The following is a 17,468-nucleotide window of genomic DNA, read 5'->3' on the forward strand; positions in this document are numbered from 1 at the left end:
AACTGCAATATCGGGTTGGTGCCACAGGGGGATTCACTGACGTTGCAGGCGGGGTTTATGCACCCGTCCCCGGCGTCAATACTGGCCAAAGTTTTGCCGGTGTAATGCTGCCAGTTGATGCCGAGGGTAAGTCGGTAGTACAGGTAAGATGGCTCTATTACGTTACTAACTCTACCGCAGCGGGCTCCCGTGACCGCATTAGGTTAGACGAAATCACCATTAGTAGCAGTGGACTAGCCATGTCCTCACCCTCCATTACAGTGGGCGCCCTTATGCCTGCCGGTGGCTTCGCCACCGTGCAGGGTACGGCTTCGGCCATTAAAACCTACACCTTGAGTGGAGCCAACCTCACGGCCAACCTAACGGTGGGGCCGCTGGCAGGCTATGAATTCTCAACTGATGGCTTTGCTACGGCTGGCCTTGCCTCGCTGAGCCTTGTCCCCAGCAGCGGCGCAGTTTCTGGCGTAACGGTTTCGGTGCGGTTGGCTGCTGCGACTACAGCTGGCTCCTACAATGGCAATATTGACAATGCCAGTACCGGGGCCACCACACGTAGCATTGCGGTCACGGGCACAGTTACACCACCCACTATTACTACGGGTACCATTTCGCCAGCTACCGTGGTGGCTGGTAACGAGGTTACGGTGAACTATACTACCACTGGGACCTTTGGCGTCGGCAACGTTTTCAGCGCCTTGTTGTCAACAGCTTCAGGTACTTTCAGCCCCGGAACTTCGCTCACTACCACGGCCAGCGGTGCCGGCACGCTCACCGTTACCATTCCCGCAGGGACTAGCGCGGGCATTGGTTACCGCATTCGGGTTGTTGCCAGCAACCCCGCCACAACCGGGTCGACTTCAACCGGTATACTGACTGTGACGACAGTTCCCAGCGTTTCGACCACTGTCGTCACCTTGATTCAGGGGACTACGGCCCGCACCGGCGGCAACGTGAGCAACGAAGGCGGCGCCCCTGTCACGGCCCGCGGCGTGGTATATGGCCCGGCGGCCAATCCCCGGCTGGGTGCTCCCGGCACTGCTTTTTTGGCTGATGGCGCTGCCGGCCCCGGCAGCTTTACCAGCGACCTGACCGGCCTGACACCGGCTACTACCTACTACGTAGCCGCCTACGCCACCAACAATAACGGTACTAACTACGGCAGCGACCAGACGTTTGCCACCGATGGCCCGCCCACGGCAATGACCAGAGATGCCACGGCCATCACGCAGGTTTCGGCCAGCAGTGGCGGCGACGCCTTTGGCTCCAGCATTACGGTGCGGGGCGTGGTATACAGCGCTACTCCAAATCCCCGCATTGGTGGTGCGGGCGTGGTAAACATGGCCGGCGCATCGGGCTCAGGTACTTTCACCAGCCTTCTAACGGGCCTCATGCCCAGCACCACCTATTACGTGGCGGCCTATGCTACCAACAGTGTGGGCACCGGCTACGGAGCCGATAAGGTGTTCACGACCCTGGCCCCGGTTGCACCCACCGTCACGACCACGGCCGCGAGCGCCATAACCGGCTTTTCGGCCGAAAGCGGCGGCAACGTGACCAACAACGGCGGTGCCTCGGTTACCGGCCGCGGGGTTGTGTATGGCCCGGCGCCCGCTCCCCGCCTGGGCGACCCGGGCACCACCACCCTCGCAGACGGTGCTCCAGGTAATGGCAGCTTCACCAGCAGCCTTACCAGCCTCACGCCCGCCACTACTTACTACGTGGCGGCGTATGCCACCAACAGCGCGGGAACGAACTACGGTAACGACCGTTCCATTACCACCACAGCGCCGCCCACGGTCACTACCAAGCCGGTTACTAATATTACCGTTATTTCAGCCAGTAGCGGAGGCACCAATTCGGGCAGCGGTACCACGGGGCGGGGCGTAGTTTACAGCACCACCCCCAATCCCCGCATTGGGGGTATGGGTGTGACTAATTTAGCCGGCTCCGTTGGAGCCGGCTCTTATACCAGTAATTTGACAGGCCTAACCGGCAGTACTACCTACTATGTAGCCGCATACGCTACCAACAGCGTGGCTACGACTTACGGAGCAGATGAGGTGTTTACCACAAACGCGGCCCCACTGCTCTCCTACAATTTTGAAACGGCGGGTGCCGCAGGAGTGGCTGGAAGTGCTAATATTTCCGGTACTGCATTTTCCTCAACCGGATTAACGGTAGTCAACAACACCCCTGATTTCCGCCGCTCGGGCTTACCCGAAACTGCTACCATCAACCTCAGCAAATATTCTGAGTTTGTTGTCACGGTGGCACCTGGCTTCCGGGCAAATCTTAGCCGTCTGACTTTGTTGGACCGTGCCACAAGTACAGGGCCTTCAAAGTACCAACTGAGAACCAGCTTAGACAATTATGCAAACCGAGTAGGAGCGGAGCAAACTCCCGGCACTGCATATGGTGCAACCAAAACCATTGAAATGTCTGGCACGGCCGGGCTGGCAGCAGTCACCGGAACGCTCACTGTTCGCATTTATGCTTATGGTGCCACCGCCGCAGGGGGGACGTTTGGGGTTGATGACATTAGCCTGATTGGCAGCGTGACCCCTGATGTGCCGCTTGCGAGTCAGCCCACTATTCAGCCGGCCATCACGGCTACGGCTGTTACCTCCACTTCGGTGCTGCTCACGTTGAGCGGCGGCAACGGTGCCAAGCGGCTTGTAGTGCTTCGGCCTACGGCCGCGGCCGCAATTACTCCTGTTAATAGCAATACCTACAGTGCCAACACCACGTATGGCACCACTTCCGGCCCCAAACCAACCACCGGCACCAGCAACTTTGTGGTAGTGGCCGATGCCGGTACCACGTCGGCAACTATTTCGGGCTTAGCGGCCGGCACCAGCTACACTGCCGAAGCTTATGCCTACAACGACAACGCGACGCTGGGTGCAGAAAACTACCTGACTACCAATCCCGGCACGGCGGCCTTTGCTACCACCGGTCCTGTCACGCCTACCTACGTATGGAATGGGTCGGGCACGAGCTACGTAGCGCCTGGCAGTTGGACTCCCGCCCGCAGCGTAGCAGCGGCCAACGATGTGCTGGTATTTGACGCTGCACTTGGCAGTCCGACCACTACCTCGGTTTCGATGGATTTCACCACCACCCAGACCATCGGCCAGCTCCTGCTCCGCAATGGCGTGGCCGTTACGCTCAACAACAGCGGCAACCGGACCCTGCTGGTAGATGGCAACGCCAACGGTGCCGATTTTGTGATAGAGCCCGGTTCCTCCCTTGTGGTGACCAACCCCGCGGTGGTTGCAACAGGCCTGACCCTGCAGCTCTCTGCGGCCGCTACCGCCAGTGTGGCCGGCACGCTTCAGTTTAACAACGGCGCGCAACGCTTGCTGGGTGCCACCAGCAGCAGCATCGAATTTCTTAGCGGAAGCTACTTTCTGGCCGGCGCCAACCTCGCCGGTAGCCCGTTTGGCAATGCTGCCGCGGATGTCGACAAGGTGGTTTTTCGCAACGGCTCGACGCTGGAGCAGGCCGGCGGTCTGCAGCCATTCGGTACCATTGCTCCCGCCAGTGCCATTACCCTGGAGCCGCGCAGCAACTACATCTACAGCATCGCCGCCAATAACTCCGTGCCACCGCTTAGTGACCGGACGTATGGCAACCTCGAATTCAACGTGGGCAGCGGCGTTACCACCAACTCGGGGGCTAATGGTGACTTAACCATTGTGGGCAATCTCGTTATCACCAGCGGCAACGTTGGCTTGCAGCTGGACAGCAAGATTGCCATAGGGGGAGACCTTTTGGTTGATGGCACCAGCACGCTCACCTTTGCTCCCAAAGACAACGGTGCTCAGCTATTGACGCTGAACGGCACCGCTCCGCAAATCATTGGCGGTACCGCTCCCGCCTTCGCCCTGACTTTTGGACCAACCAGAACCTTACAGATTGATAATCCTGCTGGCGTGACTCTCGCTCGCCCGCTGACCCTTAACAACCTCCAGCTTACAGCCGGTAACTTGATGACTGATGCAGTCAATCTGGTGACTTTGAGTGCTTCATCCATCGTTACGGGAGCCAGTGCCAGTAGCTTTGTCAGCGGCCCACTAGCCCGCGCCACGGGTACCGGGGCCGCTAGCGTGGTGTTCCCCATTGGCAAGGCCACTTTCTACCGTCCCCTCACGCTCAACATCACCAGCCAGACCTCTGCCCGGGTATACACCGCAGAGCAGCAAGAGGGCAACCCGGGCCAGGAGGCCGCGAGCAGCAACGGGCTGGGCACCGCGCCCATCAAGCGGGTATCTGTGTTTCGCTCCTTCAACCTTAGCTCCACGGTGGCCGGTGGGGCCAGCGGCTCCGTCACCCTCAGCTTTGGCGCTGGCGACGGCGTGAACGACCCTGCCGATGCGGGCCTGGTAATAGCTGCCCGCAACAGCGCGGCTCCCGCGTGGCTCAACCTCAGCCGCTCCGGTTTCACTGGCACGGGCAGTGGCCCCGGTGGCCCATCGGTAGTTGGTACGCTCACCTCCGCCGAGTTGACTGATTTGTTCTCCGCTGCCACTTTCGTGCTCGGAGCTACCAACGACAACAACACCATCGGCCAGGAGATAAACCCGCTGCCGGTGGAGCTGGTGCGCTTCACGGCCGAGCGCCAAGCCAGTGGCGTGCGCCTGCAATGGGCCACGGCGAGCGAGAAAAACAGCGCCCGCTTCGAGGTGCAGCGCAGCCTCGACGGCCGCACGTTTGCGTCCATCCTTTCAGTAGCGGCCCAGGGCAGCAGTACCCAGCTGCAGGCTTACATCGCCCTGGACGCGCAGGCCCCCGCCAGTCGCCTTTACTACCGCCTGCGCCAAGTGGACGTGGACGGCACAGCAGCCTTCTCGCCCGTGGCAATGGTGGACGGTGTCCGCACCGGCGCCGCCACGCTGAGTGTTTACCCGAACCCGGCCAATGACCGCATCACGGCCGTGGTGCCCGCCGCTGAAGGGCGCACCTACCGCGTGCTCAACAGCCTGGGTCAGGTGCTCGACCGGGGCCGCGCTGCCGAGGCCAACCCGAGCGTGGACGTGCGCCGCCTGCTGGCCGGCACCTACTTCCTGGAGTTGAACTCGGCCGCTGGCCGCCAGGTGCGCCGTTTTGTGAAGTACGACTAATCCCGCGCCGTATGCAGCCCACCTGCGGCTGGCCAGTGTAGTCACCAAAAATGCCCCCGCCCAGCGGGGGGCATTTTTGGTAAAAAGAGATGCCATTGCTGGACTGTATGGGCCTTGGATTACCTTTGAACGGGCCTTGTATCGGCTCAATTCATTTCCCCTGGTACCCTCGTTCCTCTTGGATGGTTAGTAGCATTTCCCCGGCCGAGCGCCGGTTTTCAATCCCCGTTGCTGTTCGGTATTCTTTGCTGGGATTGCTCGTGCTGCTGCTCGGAGTCCGGTTGTCTTTTTTAGGAACCGGGGCCCTGGCGTTTCCCGACGAGGAGCGGTATTACCGCTCCGTAGAGGCCGTGGAGGCCTTGGTGGGCGGCGACGTTGCCGGCTTCTGCGAACGGCTTTCCCAGACGCAGGGCCGCCCCGGCGATGCCCTGTGGCGGGTGGCCCCGGCCAGCCTGCAGGTGCTGCTCGCCGAGGTGGCCGGCGTCAGCCCCCACAGTCCGGCGTCGCTCCTCATTCCGGTGGCGTTCAACTACCTCATTGTGCTTTGTTCGCTGCTGGCCTACTACCGCATCGGGCGGCTGCTGCTGCGAAACGAGCCCGCCGCCTTGCTGAGCACTCTGGTGTACGGCTGCCTGGTCAATACCAATCTATACATTCGTCATATACTGCCCTACGACGCGGCGCTGCTGTGTTTTTTCGTCGCCGTGTATTGGGTGCTGCGGCTGCGTCAGCACCCGGAGCGGCGTACGTATTGGGCCGTTTTTTTCATTGGTGCGCTGTCGGCCCTCACGTTTGCCATTTACCCGGGCTACAATGCCGCGGTGGTAGTGGGGTGGCTGATGCTGCTGGAAAAGCGCGCCATCTGGGCCTTCAACTGGGTGCGCCTGCTGGGCACCAGCGTGGTTTTTGCACTGGGAGCGGCTGGCGTGCTGCTGCTGTTCGAGCTTCTTACGCTGGCGGGTGGCAGCTCGTATCTGGAATCCTGCATCAGCTTATCGAGCACCATCACGCAGGGGGACTTTGCCGATGGGTTTTCCTTTCTTTTCAACTACCTGTTTGAGGCCGAGCGCAGCCTGGGCTACCTGCTCGTGGGACTGGGTGCCGCCAGTGTGCCGGTGCTGCTGTATCGCCTAGCCCGCCGCCGCCCAACCGTGGCCAATTACGCCGAGCTGATTCGGAACAACATGCTTCTGCTGAGCATGGTGCTGGCATTTCTTGCCTACGCGGTGATGGTTTTTTACCAGGAGAAGCTCGTGTTTTACGGCCGGATTCTGCACCTGTACCTGCCTTTCTTTGTGCTGCTGCTCGCCAAGGTTCTGTATCCGGCTACCCATCGTCGTCGGCAGTTCGTTCCGGTGGCCCTGGTGGCCGGTATCGCACTTTATTCCTTTGGCGTCTTCACCGTCGAATACCACCGCATTGCGTATCCTCTCACCGTGCTCTACCAGCAAGTGCCCGGCTTGAAAGGTGCCACTGTGGCGCACAAAAGCCAAACCGGCACCGCCGACAATGCCGACTACTACCTGGCCCGCGCCCCGCTGGCGGAAGCGCCGCCCACCGACACCAGCCGCCAAGCTGTACTGGTGAACGTGGCCTTCCTGTACCCCATTCACGCCGGAATCTGGTGCAACACCGTTGAGCTCCCGCCTTCCTACAAGCTCCTATTTAGCGCCCCTCACTTCCTGACACTGCCCGCGTACCCATTCGAGGGCTACCGGGCCGAAGAGCGGGACATTATCAGCCACTGCAAGTACCAGTGTCAGGTGTACGTGCAGGAATAACTCCGTCCTACAGGAAATCGGCTTGGTCAACTATGTAGCTGCTAATTCGCTCGCACCAAGCTATTCACATCATGTCATGCTTCGCTGCGCTCAGCATGACAGGTACTATTCGGATAAATTCGAAATGCAGAACGGCCACCCATTGGGTAGCCGTTCTGCAAAATCAGATGTTTTGGCTGCTTAAACCGAGAAGCTCTCGCCGCAGCCGCACTCGCGCGAAGCGTTAGGGTTGTTGAACTGGAAACCCTTGCCGTTGAGGCCATCGGAAAAGTCAAGCTCGGTGCCGGCTAGGTAGAGGAAGCTCTTCATATCGACCACCACGCGCACGCCTTTGTCCTCAAACTCTTGGTCCATGGGCCGCACTTCGTTGTCGAAATCCAGCTTGTAGCTTAGGCCCGAGCAGCCGCCCCCGGCCACGGAGGCCCGCAAGCGGTAGGTGTCGTCAAGGTTAGCGTCCTCGATGAGGCGCGCTACTTTTTCTTTCGCTTTATCAGATACGGTAATCATGGCAGTAGGAGCAGGGCCCTGCTCGACTAATAGAATAATCGGAGGCGCAATTTAGACAAATTATAAACAAGGATGCTGTGCCCTTTGTTCCTTCGCCCGCTGCAGCCGGTAGCGCCTAGCTAGGAGCTGGGGTTTAGCACCACGCTAAACACCGTGATGGCATTAAGGTCGCGGCCAAAATAGAGCTTGTCCAACGCCTCGTACGCGTTATGGGCGCGGAAGTAGGACGTCTGCAGCTCTTTATCGCCGCGGGTGCGCCATTGCAGCGTGTAGGAGCTTTCGGTGTCGCGGAAACGCTTCACGTAGTCCAGCATCTTTTGCAGGCACTCCACTTCGTCGCGGCCCGTTTCGAAACGAAACAGAAAGGACTGGTGGTGGCGGGGGTTCAGCGTGACAAGGTCCAGCCGCGTCTGGCCTTCGAGCTCCCGGAAGTCAAACCGCAACTGCGCGGTATCCAGGCCCAGGTATTGCTGAATTTCGCGCTCCAGGCGGGCAACTTCAAATTCGTCCATTTGTCGAGTTAAAAGCTAAAAGTGAAGAGTTAAGGGTTATAAGCTTCTGGCCGGTTCGGAACCAAAAACTTATAACCCTTAACTCTTTACTTTTAACTCAAAAAATTAGTGGTGTGCCATTTCCAGTGCGGGCAGGCCGTTCTTCACGCGGTAGTCCGAGATTGCCGACTTAATGGCATCTTCGGCCAGCACCGAGCAGTGGATTTTTACAGGCGGCAGGGCCAGCTCTTCCACAATCTCCATGTTGTCAATGGCCAGGGCCTCGTCTACGGTTTTGCCTTTCAGCCACTCCGTTGCGAGCGACGAGGAAGCAATAGCCGAGCCGCAGCCGAACGTCTTGAATTTGGCGTCGGTGATGGTGTTGGTGGCTTCGTCTACCTCAATCTGCAGGCGCATTACGTCGCCGCACTCAGGAGCGCCCACGAGGCCGGTACCCACGTTCTTTTTACTTTTGTCCAGCGTGCCCACGTTGCGGGGGTTGCTGTAATGGTCGATAACCTTATCGGAGTAAGCCATGTGGCGCGGTGCTTAAATTATGAATTAAAAATTAAAAATTATGAATTGAAAAATCAGAATGTGCCATAAGCATCAATTCATAATTTTTAATTCATAATTAACCCCTAGTGTTCGGCCCACTCAATTTTGCTGAGGTCGATGCCTTCCTGGAACATCTCCCACAGGGGTGACATTTCGCGGAGCTTGGTAACGGCCTCTTTTACGTGGCCGATGGCGTAGTCGATTTGCTCGTCGGTGGTGAAGCGGCTGAGGCCGAAGCGCAACGAGGAGTGCGCCAGGTCGTCGCTCAGGCCCAGGGCCTTGAGCACGTAGCTGGGTTCCAGCGAAGCCGAGGTGCAAGCCGAGCCCGACGATACCGCCAGGTCCTTCACGCCCATCATCAGGCCTTCGCCTTCCACGTACTTGAAGCTGATGTTGGTGACGTGGGGCAGGCGGTGTTCCACCGAGCCATTCACGTAGCTTTCTTCCAGCGTCATCAGCTCTTTTTGCAGGCGGTCGCGCATGGCGCTCAGGCGGGCGGTGTCGGCGGCCATTTCCAGGCGGGCCAGCTCGCAGGCTTTGCCCAATCCCACAATGCCGGGCACGTTGAGGGTACCGGAGCGCATGCCGCGCTCGTGGCCGCCGCCGTCCATCTGGGCGGTTACTTTCACCCGGGGGTTCTTGCGGCGCACATACAGGGCACCCACGCCCTTGGGGCCATACATTTTGTGAGCTGTGAAAGCCATGATGTCGATGCCATCGGCAATCACGTCCACCGGAATCTTGCCTACTGCCTGGGTGCCGTCCGTCATGAACAGGGCACCGTGGCTATGGGCAATTTTGGCGATTTCGCGGATGGGCTGAATGGTGCCCGTCTCGTTGTTGCCGTACATGATGGTGACCAGAATAGTCTCCGGCGTCATGGCCGCTTCCAGCTCTTCGAGGCTGATGAGGCCCTGCTCGTTCACGGGCAGGTAGGTCACGCGGCCGCCCAGCTTCTCAATGTGCTTGCAGGTGTCGAGCACAGCTTTGTGCTCGGTGGTGCAGGTGATGACGTGGTTGCCTTTCTGGCTGTACATCTCAAACACGCCCTTGATGCCGAGGTTGTCGGACTCGGTAGCGCCCGAGGTGAAAATGATTTCCTTGGGGTCGCAGCCAATGAGCTTGGCGATTTGCTCGCGCGAGTAGTCCACGCCTTCTTCCGCCGCCCAGCCAAAGGGGTGGTTGCGCGAAGCGGCGTTACCGAATACGTCGGTCAGGTAAGGCATCATGGCCTCCAGTACCCGCGGGTCGAGGGGAGTGGTGGCGTTGTTGTCGAGGTAAATGGGGAGCTTAAGCATTGCGCGCAGCGGGATAGCAGAGTGTTAAACCAGCGAATAACTGGACTCCTGTAGAACACAGTTACAGGGGAATCAGTTTTCTTTGGATTCACAAAAGTAGATACAATCTAAATAAGGAATTGCCTCGGATTTTGGCAGGAGCCGAAATCACTCGGCAAAACATCGATTACAGCCCGTTAAGCGGCATCCGCCTTTCTTTTTGCTTTCAATGTTAACTAACCTCGAACACCTCGGCCTGGCCGTGAACGACCTGGAGGCGGCCACGGCGCTATACACTACGCTGTTGGGCGCAGCCCCGTATAAGAAGGAGCACGTGGCCAGCGAAAACGTAGACACGGTTTTCTTTCAGGTGGGCGGCTCCAAGATTGAGCTGCTGGCTGGCACCTCGCCCGACAGCGCCATCACGAAGTTTCTGGCCAAAAAGCCGGAAGGCATTCACCACGTAGCCTTCGAGGTTGACGACATTCGGGCCGAGATGGCGCGGCTGCGCGGCGAAGGCTTCGTGCTGCTCAACGAAGAGCCCAAGCGCGGCGCCGACAACAAGCTGGTGTGCTTCGTGCACCCCAAAAGCGCCGCCGGGGTGCTGGTGGAGCTCTGCCAAACCATCGCTGATTAGCGCTGATGATGGTGATTCCACTGATTTTCTATTCGTGGAGTTGGCCATCGTTCGAATGAGGGGTTGGTAATTTCGCGGCGTCAGATAGCCAAATGCACCAAGCTGGAAGTCTCGTGACAGCCAACTCAGTGTAATCAAAAAAATCAGCTTTAATCAGTGATTATGAATCGTTTCCAGCAAGAAGTAGATGCTACCGTAGATGCCCTGTTGCTCCAGCAAGTCATTCTGTACCCCACCGATACCGTGTGGGGCCTGGGCTGCGACGCCGAAGCGCCGCCCGCCGTGCAGGCGCTCTACAAGCTCAAAGGCCGGCCCGAAGGCCAGCCCAGCATTATTCTGGTGGCCGATTTCGCCATGTTGCAGCGCTACGCCACGCAGGTGCCCGATGAGCTGGAAGGCCTGATAGACGAGCAGGCGCGGCCCACCACCTACATTCTGCCGGCCAGCCGGGCAGTAGCGCCCGGACTGGTGGCCCCCGACGGCACCGTGGGCCTGCGCGTGGTGAAAGACGAGTTCTGCTTTAAGGTAGTGCGCCGGCTGGGGCATGGCCTGGTGTCTACTTCGGCCAACAAAGCCGGGGAGCCCACGCCCGGCGGGTACGCCGACATTGACCCGGCCATTGTGCACGGGGCCGACCACGTGGTGAACTGGCGGCAGGACGATGCCACGCGGGTGGCACCCTCGCGCATTGTGCGGCTGGGAGCAGGCGGCCAGCTGGAAGTGGTGCGGGAGTAACATCACCCCTGGTTTTACCTTTGCGGCCATGAAGACGCCCCAACTACCCGAACTGCCCATCTTTCGCACCATTGCCGAAGCGGCGGCCGAGCTCAAGCAGCCGGCCTACGTCATTGGCGGCTACGTGCGGGACCTGGCGCTGGAGCGCGTCAGCAAGGACATCGACGTGGTGACTGTGGGCGATGGCATTGCCCTGGCCCAGGCCGTGGGGGCCAAGCTGCCGGGCCGCGGCCGGGTCACGGTTTTTAAGAACTTTGGCACGGCCATGCTGCCTACTAAGGAAGCGGGCGAAATTGAGTTTGTGGGGGCCCGCAAGGAAAGCTACCGCACCGACAGCCGCAAGCCCGAAGTGGAAGCCGGCACCTTGGAAGAAGACCTGGCCCGCCGCGACTTTACCATCAACGCCTTGGGTCTGAGCCTGAACCCGGAGAGCTTCGGGGAACTGGTAGACCGCTACGAGGGCATGAAGGACCTGGCCAGCAAAACCATTCGCACGCCGCTGGGGCCCGACGTGACCTTCTCCGACGACCCGCTGCGCATGATGCGGGCCATTCGCTTTGCCGCACAGCTCGGTTTCGATATTGAGCCGGACACCTTCGACGCCATCATTCGGAATAAGGACCGGATAAAGATTGTGTCGCAGGAGCGCATCACCGTGGAGCTGAATAAGATTATCGAGTCGCCCACGCCGAGCTACGGCTTCAAGCTGCTGTTTCAGACGGGCCTGCTGCACCTCATCTTTCCCAAAATGGCGCTGCTGCACGGCGTGGAAAAAGTGGGCACCCACGCCCACAAAGACAACTTCTACCACACCCTGCAGGTGCTCGACAACGTGGCCAACGCCGGCGGCGACCTGTGGCTGCGCTGGGCCGCCGTGCTGCACGACATTGCCAAGCCCGCCACCAAGCGCTACGACCAGCGCGTGGGCTGGACCTTTCACGGCCACGAGGACAAAGGCGCCCGCTGGGTGCCCGCCATCTTCGCCGAGCTGAAGCTGCCGCTGGGCGAAGAAATGCGCATGGTGCAGAAGCTGGTGAAGCTGCACCTGCGGCCCATTGCCCTGGTAAAGGAAACCGTGACCGACTCGGCCGTGCGCCGCCTGCTCTTTGAGGCCGGCGAGGACGTGGACCGCCTCATGCTGCTCTGCCGGGCCGACATCACCAGCAAGGACCACACCCGCAAGGAGCGCTACCTGCGCAACTTCGGGCAGGTGGAGGAGAAGCTGAAGGAAGTGGAGGAGAAGGACCACCTGCGCAGCTTCCGCCCGGTCATCACCGGCGAAATCATTATGGAAACCTTTGGCCTGAAGCCCTCGCGTGCCGTGGGCGAGCTCAAAGAAGCCATCATGGAAGCCATTTTGGAGGGTACCATTAAAAACGAAATGGACGAAGCCCTGGCCTTCCTGTTGCAGCAGGGGGAGGCCAAAGGACTTCGTCCGGAAGGCGGCTTCGTTCACTCACCAAACTAAGCCGGACTTCTTTTTTGTGTTCAGCGGGGCTTCGGGTTAAGTAATGGAGCTATACGAAAATATTCGCGTAACGGCTGGGTAAGTAATTGTAGGTAATCGGTTTTGGCCGTTGGAGCTGCCCGCTGAAGCCGGGGGTGGTAACGCGAAACAAGGCGTTGCGTGGCGCTACGGCTACTAAAGGCGCTTCACGCTGGAAGGGCCGGTGGCGTCCACGTTGCTGCTGCCGGGGTTGCCGCTGTAGGTAATCTGGCTGGCGCCCACGGCGTCGCCCCGAATGCTTTGGGTCACGTGCAGGCGGGCCTTGCACATGCCGGCCAGGTCCACGGTGACGGTGCGGGCCTGCAGGTTGGCGGCGGCCAGCTCGCAGGCGCCGGCGGCGTCCAGGTCCAGGGCATCGGCGATGCCGGTGGCGGTGGTGCGGCAGGCGCCGGCCTGCTCTATTTTCAGGGTGCCGTAGCTGCCGTTCAGGCGCAGGTGGCTGGCTCCGGCCTGCTCAATGGCCATGCGCTCCTGGCGGTCGAAACCGCCGAGGTCGGCTTGCACGCTGCCGGCCAGGTCCAGCTTTTCAATGGTGGGCATTTGGATTAGGATAAGCACCTTGTTGTCTTTGCGCCCCCAGTTGCCGCCAAAAAACGAGGTGTTGCGGGGCCGGATTTTCAGCTTACTGCTGCTGCTACTCACCCGCAGGCTTTTCAGAATGCTTTCGTCGCCACCGGCTTCTACCTTAAAGGTGTCGCCTTTGCGCACCACCACCCGGTAGCCGCCCACTACTTCCACCTGGTTGAAGCCCGTCTGCTGGAAGGTGCGGCGGCCGCTGCCGTAGCTCTCCATGTCGGTGTCGAAGGCGGGGGCGCCGCCGTAGTTGAGCTTGAGGCCGTTATCGTTGTCGTCGTTGGAGTCGCTCACGTCGCCTTCTTCCGAACTGTTGCCGTCTGCGTTAGCATCTTCTTCCTCGTCCGAATTTTCGGCATCGGCATCGGCATCGGCGCAGCCGATGCACTCCAGCTTGTTGCCGCGCAGGCGGTACCGGTACTGCTCGGGGTCGTTGGGCCGGCGGTTGTTCACGAAGTTGTCGTCATCGAGCAGGTTCTCGGCAAAGCGGCGGCTCAGGCGGAAGGTGCGGTCGCGGGGCAGGCGGATGGTGAGGGCCAGGTCCTGGTTGCGGTACTTGGCGTTGGGCAGGAAAGAGAAGTGGTCGTCAAACACCAGCGAGGAATCGCCCCGGGTCCGGATGGTGTAATCAATAGAGGCCAGGGCGTTGCGGCGGGCTTCGTCTTCGGACGGGCCTTTTGAGCCCAGCAGGCGCAGCACTTCCACGGCGCGGCCGCTGTCGGCGGCGGCCAGGCGCACGTCCACGCGCTGGTCCCAGTCGCGCTCCACGCGGCGGGCGTCCAGCATTATCACCGGCGCGCTGATGGCGGGGTAGCGCTCCAACTGCTCTACTTCGGACTGGTACTGGTACTGCCGGCTCTGATGCGCCGCGGCCATGGTCACGCCCACAATGCTCAAAATCCAGATGCCCAGCATAGACAGGCCCGCGGTGCGCCCCAGTAGCGAGCGGCGCAGCAGCAGGTTCAGGCCGCTCAGGAACAAAGCCAGGGCCGGAATGCCAAAGGCGAGGAAGCCGGCAATGACACCCCAGGCGGGGATGCCGTTCAGCATGACGTGGGCGGGCGCATCGCCCAGTGAAATGTCTTCGGAGTTGGGGATGAAGCCGATGCCGGCACCCAGCACAACCGCCAGCGCCAGCAGCAGCGAGAACCCCGTGACGGTGAGCAGCACACCTGCCACGATGCGGATGGCCGAACCCGCAAAGTCAACCAAAGGGCGCAGGCCGCGGGCGGCGTCTTCCACAAACGCACCCACGGGGCGGTTGGGCATGGCCGGGCCCTGGCCAAACTCATTGGCCCGCAGGCTGCTGTCGTAGCCTTCCAGGGTCACGGCGTCGCCGCGCATGCGCATCTTGTCCGAAACCGTTTTGGCTTCGGGCAAGACTATCCAGAGGATGATGTAGAGGATGAAGGTGAAGCCCCCGGCAAACAAGCCGGCCAGCAGCAGCACCCGCACCAGGGTCACGTCGATGTTCAGATAAGCCGCCAGGCCCGCGGATACGCCCGCAATTTTAGCAGTGCCGGTGTCCCGAAACAGCTTGCGGCCGGCCAGTGGCCCTTGGTTGAGCATGGCCTCGGCGGGCGCCGGCGCGTCGTAGCGCTTGGGCAGCACTATCCAGAGAATGATGTAGGCCAGAAACGCCCAGCCGCCGAAGCTGAAGTGGTTGTCGCCGTCGTGAAAGTTGAAGCCCCCAAGCACGCCGGGCAGCAGGAACACGAGCACAATCCAGCCCAGGCGCACCCACACCGGGTTGATGGCAAAGTACTGGGCAATGCCGGCGGCCACGCCCGCCACTTTGCGGTGGGCCATGTCGCGGTACAAGCGCTTGGGCTCGGTGGCAGCGGTGGCGGCCGCCGCGCTGGCGTTGGCGCCGGTTTCGAAAGCTCCTTCGCTGCCGAAGGGTGCCTTGCGGCTGGTGGCGTCTTCGGTTCCAAAGGCGGCGCCCTCGGAGCCGAACGCGCTGGTGCTGCTGGCCCCCACTACCTCCACGTCCTCGGCGTCGAGGTCGTCGGTGGAAAAGTCGTTCACGCGGCCCATTTTGGCCATCATGGCTTCCACCGCGTCCAGCCCAATGACCTGCTGCATGGGCGAGAGGCGGGCTGCAAACAGCTCGGCAATGCGCCCCTCGATGTCGGCTACGATGTCTTCGTGGCCGCGGTAGTTGGCAAAGTGGGCTTTCACCTCGGCCAGGTAGCGGCTAAGCACCTCGTAGCCGTCTTCTTCGATGTGAAAGATAATCCCCTGCAGATTGATGCTGATGTTCTTTTTCATGGCAAAAAGGCTGAAAAACGGCCGTTTAAGTTCTGGTGAGTGGAGAAGGAAAAGGGCAGCTAAATCAAACAGCGGGCTTGGGTGGGGCGCTGTGCCGGATGATGGCCACGGAGGCGGCCATTTCCTCCCAGGTGTCGCGCAACTCGGCCAGAAACTGGCGGCCGGCGTCGGTTAGGGTGTAGTATTTGCGGGGCGGGCCGCTGGTGCTCTCCTTCCAGACGTAGTCCAGCAGCGCGGCATTTTTCAGGCGGGTCAGGAGCGGGTAGAGGGTGCCCTCCACCACTATCATGCGGGCCGAAGTCAGCTCCTCCAGCATGTCGGAGGCGTAGGCTTCGCCGCGGGCGATGATTTCCAGGATGCAGAATTCAAGGATTCCCTTGCGCATCTGAACCTGGGTGTTCTCGAGTTTCATGGGCGTTGTGAATAGTAGTGGGTGAGAAACAGTACAAATGTATGGTAGGTACTTTGTAACGCAAGGTACTGGATGAATAATTCTATTTAATCTAAATTATTATCACGTTACGTGTTGATTATCAACACTAAAAAATTCAACAGCAACAGCCGGAATTCCGTAACTAGGCAGCTGTATCACCCTGAAGGCGGTTAAAACCCAGGACTCAACAGCCAGCAGTGCCCCAAATCAGGCGTGGGCCGAAAGCCGCTGACTGCACTAACTCCAAGGCCCGAAAAAAAACGTACATCTCCAAAGGCCCGGTTATTCGTCCGGCCATCGCGGGCGTTTGGCGTGATTTTGGCCGCATCACGCACTATCTTGAAGTAACTTGCGTTCCGCTGGCGCGCCCTAAAACCCGCCTTCCTGCATATGCCCCAACTCTCCTCTACTGTCCGCGGAATTGCCCTGCTGGCTGCTACCACGGCCCTGGCTTTACCAGCGGCCGCCCAATCCACCAAAACGCCCAAATACAGCAACGAGTACCTGAACCTGGGCGTGGGCGCCCGGGCCCTGGGCATGGGCAAAGTGCAGGTGGGCCTGGCCAGCGACGCCACCGCCGGCTACTGGAACCCGGCGGGCCTGGCCAACCAAACCCAGAAATACGACGGCGTGCTGATGCACTCGGAGTTGTTTTCGGGCGTGGTGAAAAACGACTACGCGGCCTTTTCCATGCCGCTCGATGCCCAGAGCGCCATCGGCGTGAGCGTGCTGCGCCTGGGCGTAGACAACATTGCCGATACCCGCAACCTCATCAACGAGTACGGTTACGTCGACTACAGCAAAATTGAGTACTTCTCGGTGGCCGACTACGCGCTGCTGGTGTCCTACGCCCGCAAGCTGGGCAACGTGGAAGGCCTGAGCGTGGGCGCCAACGGCAAAATTATCTACCGCAACATCGGCAAGTTTGCCACCGGCTACGGCTTTGGCGTGGACGCGGGCGCGCAGTACAACCACAAGGGCTGGAACCTGGGCCTGATGGCCCGCGACATCACCACCACCTTCACCCAATGGTCCATCAACGCCGATGAGTACCAGAAAGGCATCAACAGCACCATCGCCAACGGCGACGACCCCATTCCCACCAACAGCGCCGAAATTACCCTGCCGCGCTTCGTACTGGGCGTGGGCCGCCGCGTGGCGCTGCCCAAGGAGTTCTCGGCCCTGGTAGCTGTAGACCTGGAAGCCACCACCGACGGGGAGCGCAACACGCCCATCTCCACCAAAGCCGGCAGCATCGACCCGCGCGTGGGCATCGAGCTGGGCTACAAGGACCTGGTGTTCCTGCGTGGCGGCGCCGGCAACTACCAGAAGATACAGGACTTTGCAGCCAGCCCCGGCGGCACGCCCGGCAGCAGCTGGAAAGGGCAGTACAGCGTGGGTGCCGGCGTGGCCATCAGCGGCCTGCGCGTCGACCTGGCGCTGTCGCGGCTGGCGGTTGAAAAGCTGGGCAGCACTTCCCAAACCAACTCGCTGATTGTTTCGCTTGGCTACGGAATTAAGTAAGCCTTCGTAGTCGTTTTGTTGGCTCAAAGAGGTGCAATAAATTGTAATAGA

General features: G+C 60.3%; 12 protein-coding genes. 6 read left to right on the forward strand and 6 right to left on the reverse strand.

Features of this window, described 5'->3' with window-relative positions; translation table 11 throughout:
• The first annotated feature begins 239 nt into the window (after positions 1–239).
• Together BEN48_RS10620 and BEN48_RS10625 are read left to right on the forward strand one after the other, a co-directional pair.
• Complete coding sequence (locus BEN48_RS10620) at positions 240–5,123, forward strand: T9SS type A sorting domain-containing protein (RefSeq protein WP_158010154.1); 4,884 nt, start codon at positions 240–242, stop codon at positions 5,121–5,123.
• A gap of 245 nt (positions 5,124–5,368) precedes the next feature.
• On the forward strand, positions 5,369–6,904 hold the full coding sequence (locus tag BEN48_RS10625) for a hypothetical protein (protein ID WP_158010155.1): 1,536 nt from the start codon (positions 5,369–5,371) through the stop codon (positions 6,902–6,904).
• A gap of 180 nt (positions 6,905–7,084) precedes the next feature.
• On the opposite strand, the gene BEN48_RS10630 is transcribed toward BEN48_RS10625, so the two are convergent.
• The 4 genes from BEN48_RS10630 to BEN48_RS10645 all read right to left on the reverse strand — a co-directional run bounded on the left by BEN48_RS10630 (position 7,085) and on the right by BEN48_RS10645 (position 9,758).
• The gene (locus tag BEN48_RS10630; RefSeq protein WP_070734691.1) at positions 7,085–7,411 is read right to left on the reverse strand and encodes a HesB/IscA family protein; all 327 of its coding nucleotides are present in this window, start codon (positions 7,409–7,411) and stop codon (positions 7,085–7,087) included.
• Positions 7,412–7,530: 119 nt separating this feature from the next.
• The gene (locus BEN48_RS10635) at positions 7,531–7,923 is read right to left on the reverse strand and encodes a hypothetical protein (RefSeq protein ID WP_070734693.1); all 393 of its coding nucleotides are present in this window, start codon (positions 7,921–7,923) and stop codon (positions 7,531–7,533) included.
• 105 nt (positions 7,924–8,028) lie between these two features.
• Positions 8,029–8,439, reverse strand: a complete 411-nt coding sequence (gene iscU / locus BEN48_RS10640) for a Fe-S cluster assembly scaffold IscU (protein WP_070734695.1) — start codon at positions 8,437–8,439, stop codon at positions 8,029–8,031.
• A 104-nt stretch (positions 8,440–8,543) separates the two neighbouring features.
• On the reverse strand, positions 8,544–9,758 hold the full coding sequence (locus tag BEN48_RS10645; RefSeq protein ID WP_070734697.1) for an IscS subfamily cysteine desulfurase: 1,215 nt from the start codon (positions 9,756–9,758) through the stop codon (positions 8,544–8,546).
• A gap of 208 nt (positions 9,759–9,966) precedes the next feature.
• Between BEN48_RS10645 and mce the strand changes: the two genes are divergently transcribed.
• The 3 genes from mce (at position 9,967) to BEN48_RS10660 (ending at position 12,577) form a co-directional block, all read left to right on the forward strand.
• Positions 9,967–10,374 carry a methylmalonyl-CoA epimerase gene (mce, locus tag BEN48_RS10650; RefSeq protein ID WP_070734700.1) on the forward strand — a complete coding sequence of 136 codons (408 nt, stop codon included), beginning with the start codon at positions 9,967–9,969 and terminating at the stop codon, positions 10,372–10,374.
• A 162-nt stretch (positions 10,375–10,536) separates the two neighbouring features.
• The gene (locus BEN48_RS10655; protein WP_070734702.1) at positions 10,537–11,109 is read left to right on the forward strand and encodes an L-threonylcarbamoyladenylate synthase; all 573 of its coding nucleotides are present in this window, start codon (positions 10,537–10,539) and stop codon (positions 11,107–11,109) included.
• 28 nt (positions 11,110–11,137) lie between these two features.
• Positions 11,138–12,577, forward strand: a complete 1,440-nt coding sequence (locus BEN48_RS10660) for a CCA tRNA nucleotidyltransferase (RefSeq protein WP_070734704.1) — start codon at positions 11,138–11,140, stop codon at positions 12,575–12,577.
• 174 nt (positions 12,578–12,751) lie between these two features.
• Here the strand turns inward: BEN48_RS10660 and BEN48_RS10665 are convergent, their stop codons facing one another.
• Both BEN48_RS10665 and BEN48_RS10670 read right to left on the reverse strand, forming a co-directional pair.
• On the reverse strand, positions 12,752–15,460 hold the full coding sequence (locus tag BEN48_RS10665; RefSeq protein WP_070734706.1) for a PspC domain-containing protein: 2,709 nt from the start codon (positions 15,458–15,460) through the stop codon (positions 12,752–12,754).
• Between the two features lie 64 nt (positions 15,461–15,524).
• The gene (locus BEN48_RS10670; protein ID WP_070728927.1) at positions 15,525–15,872 is read right to left on the reverse strand and encodes a PadR family transcriptional regulator; all 348 of its coding nucleotides are present in this window, start codon (positions 15,870–15,872) and stop codon (positions 15,525–15,527) included.
• 411 nt (positions 15,873–16,283) lie between these two features.
• Here BEN48_RS10670 and BEN48_RS10675 point away from each other — a divergent pair, with 411 nt between their 5' ends.
• Positions 16,284–17,417, forward strand: a complete 1,134-nt coding sequence (locus tag BEN48_RS10675) for a putative type IX sorting system protein PorV2 (protein ID WP_070734709.1) — start codon at positions 16,284–16,286, stop codon at positions 17,415–17,417.
• Positions 17,418–17,468 lie beyond the last annotated feature (51 nt).

The sequence above is a fragment of the Hymenobacter glacialis genome (assembly GCF_001816165.1).
GTDB classification, from domain to species: domain Bacteria; phylum Bacteroidota; class Bacteroidia; order Cytophagales; family Hymenobacteraceae; genus Hymenobacter; species Hymenobacter glacialis.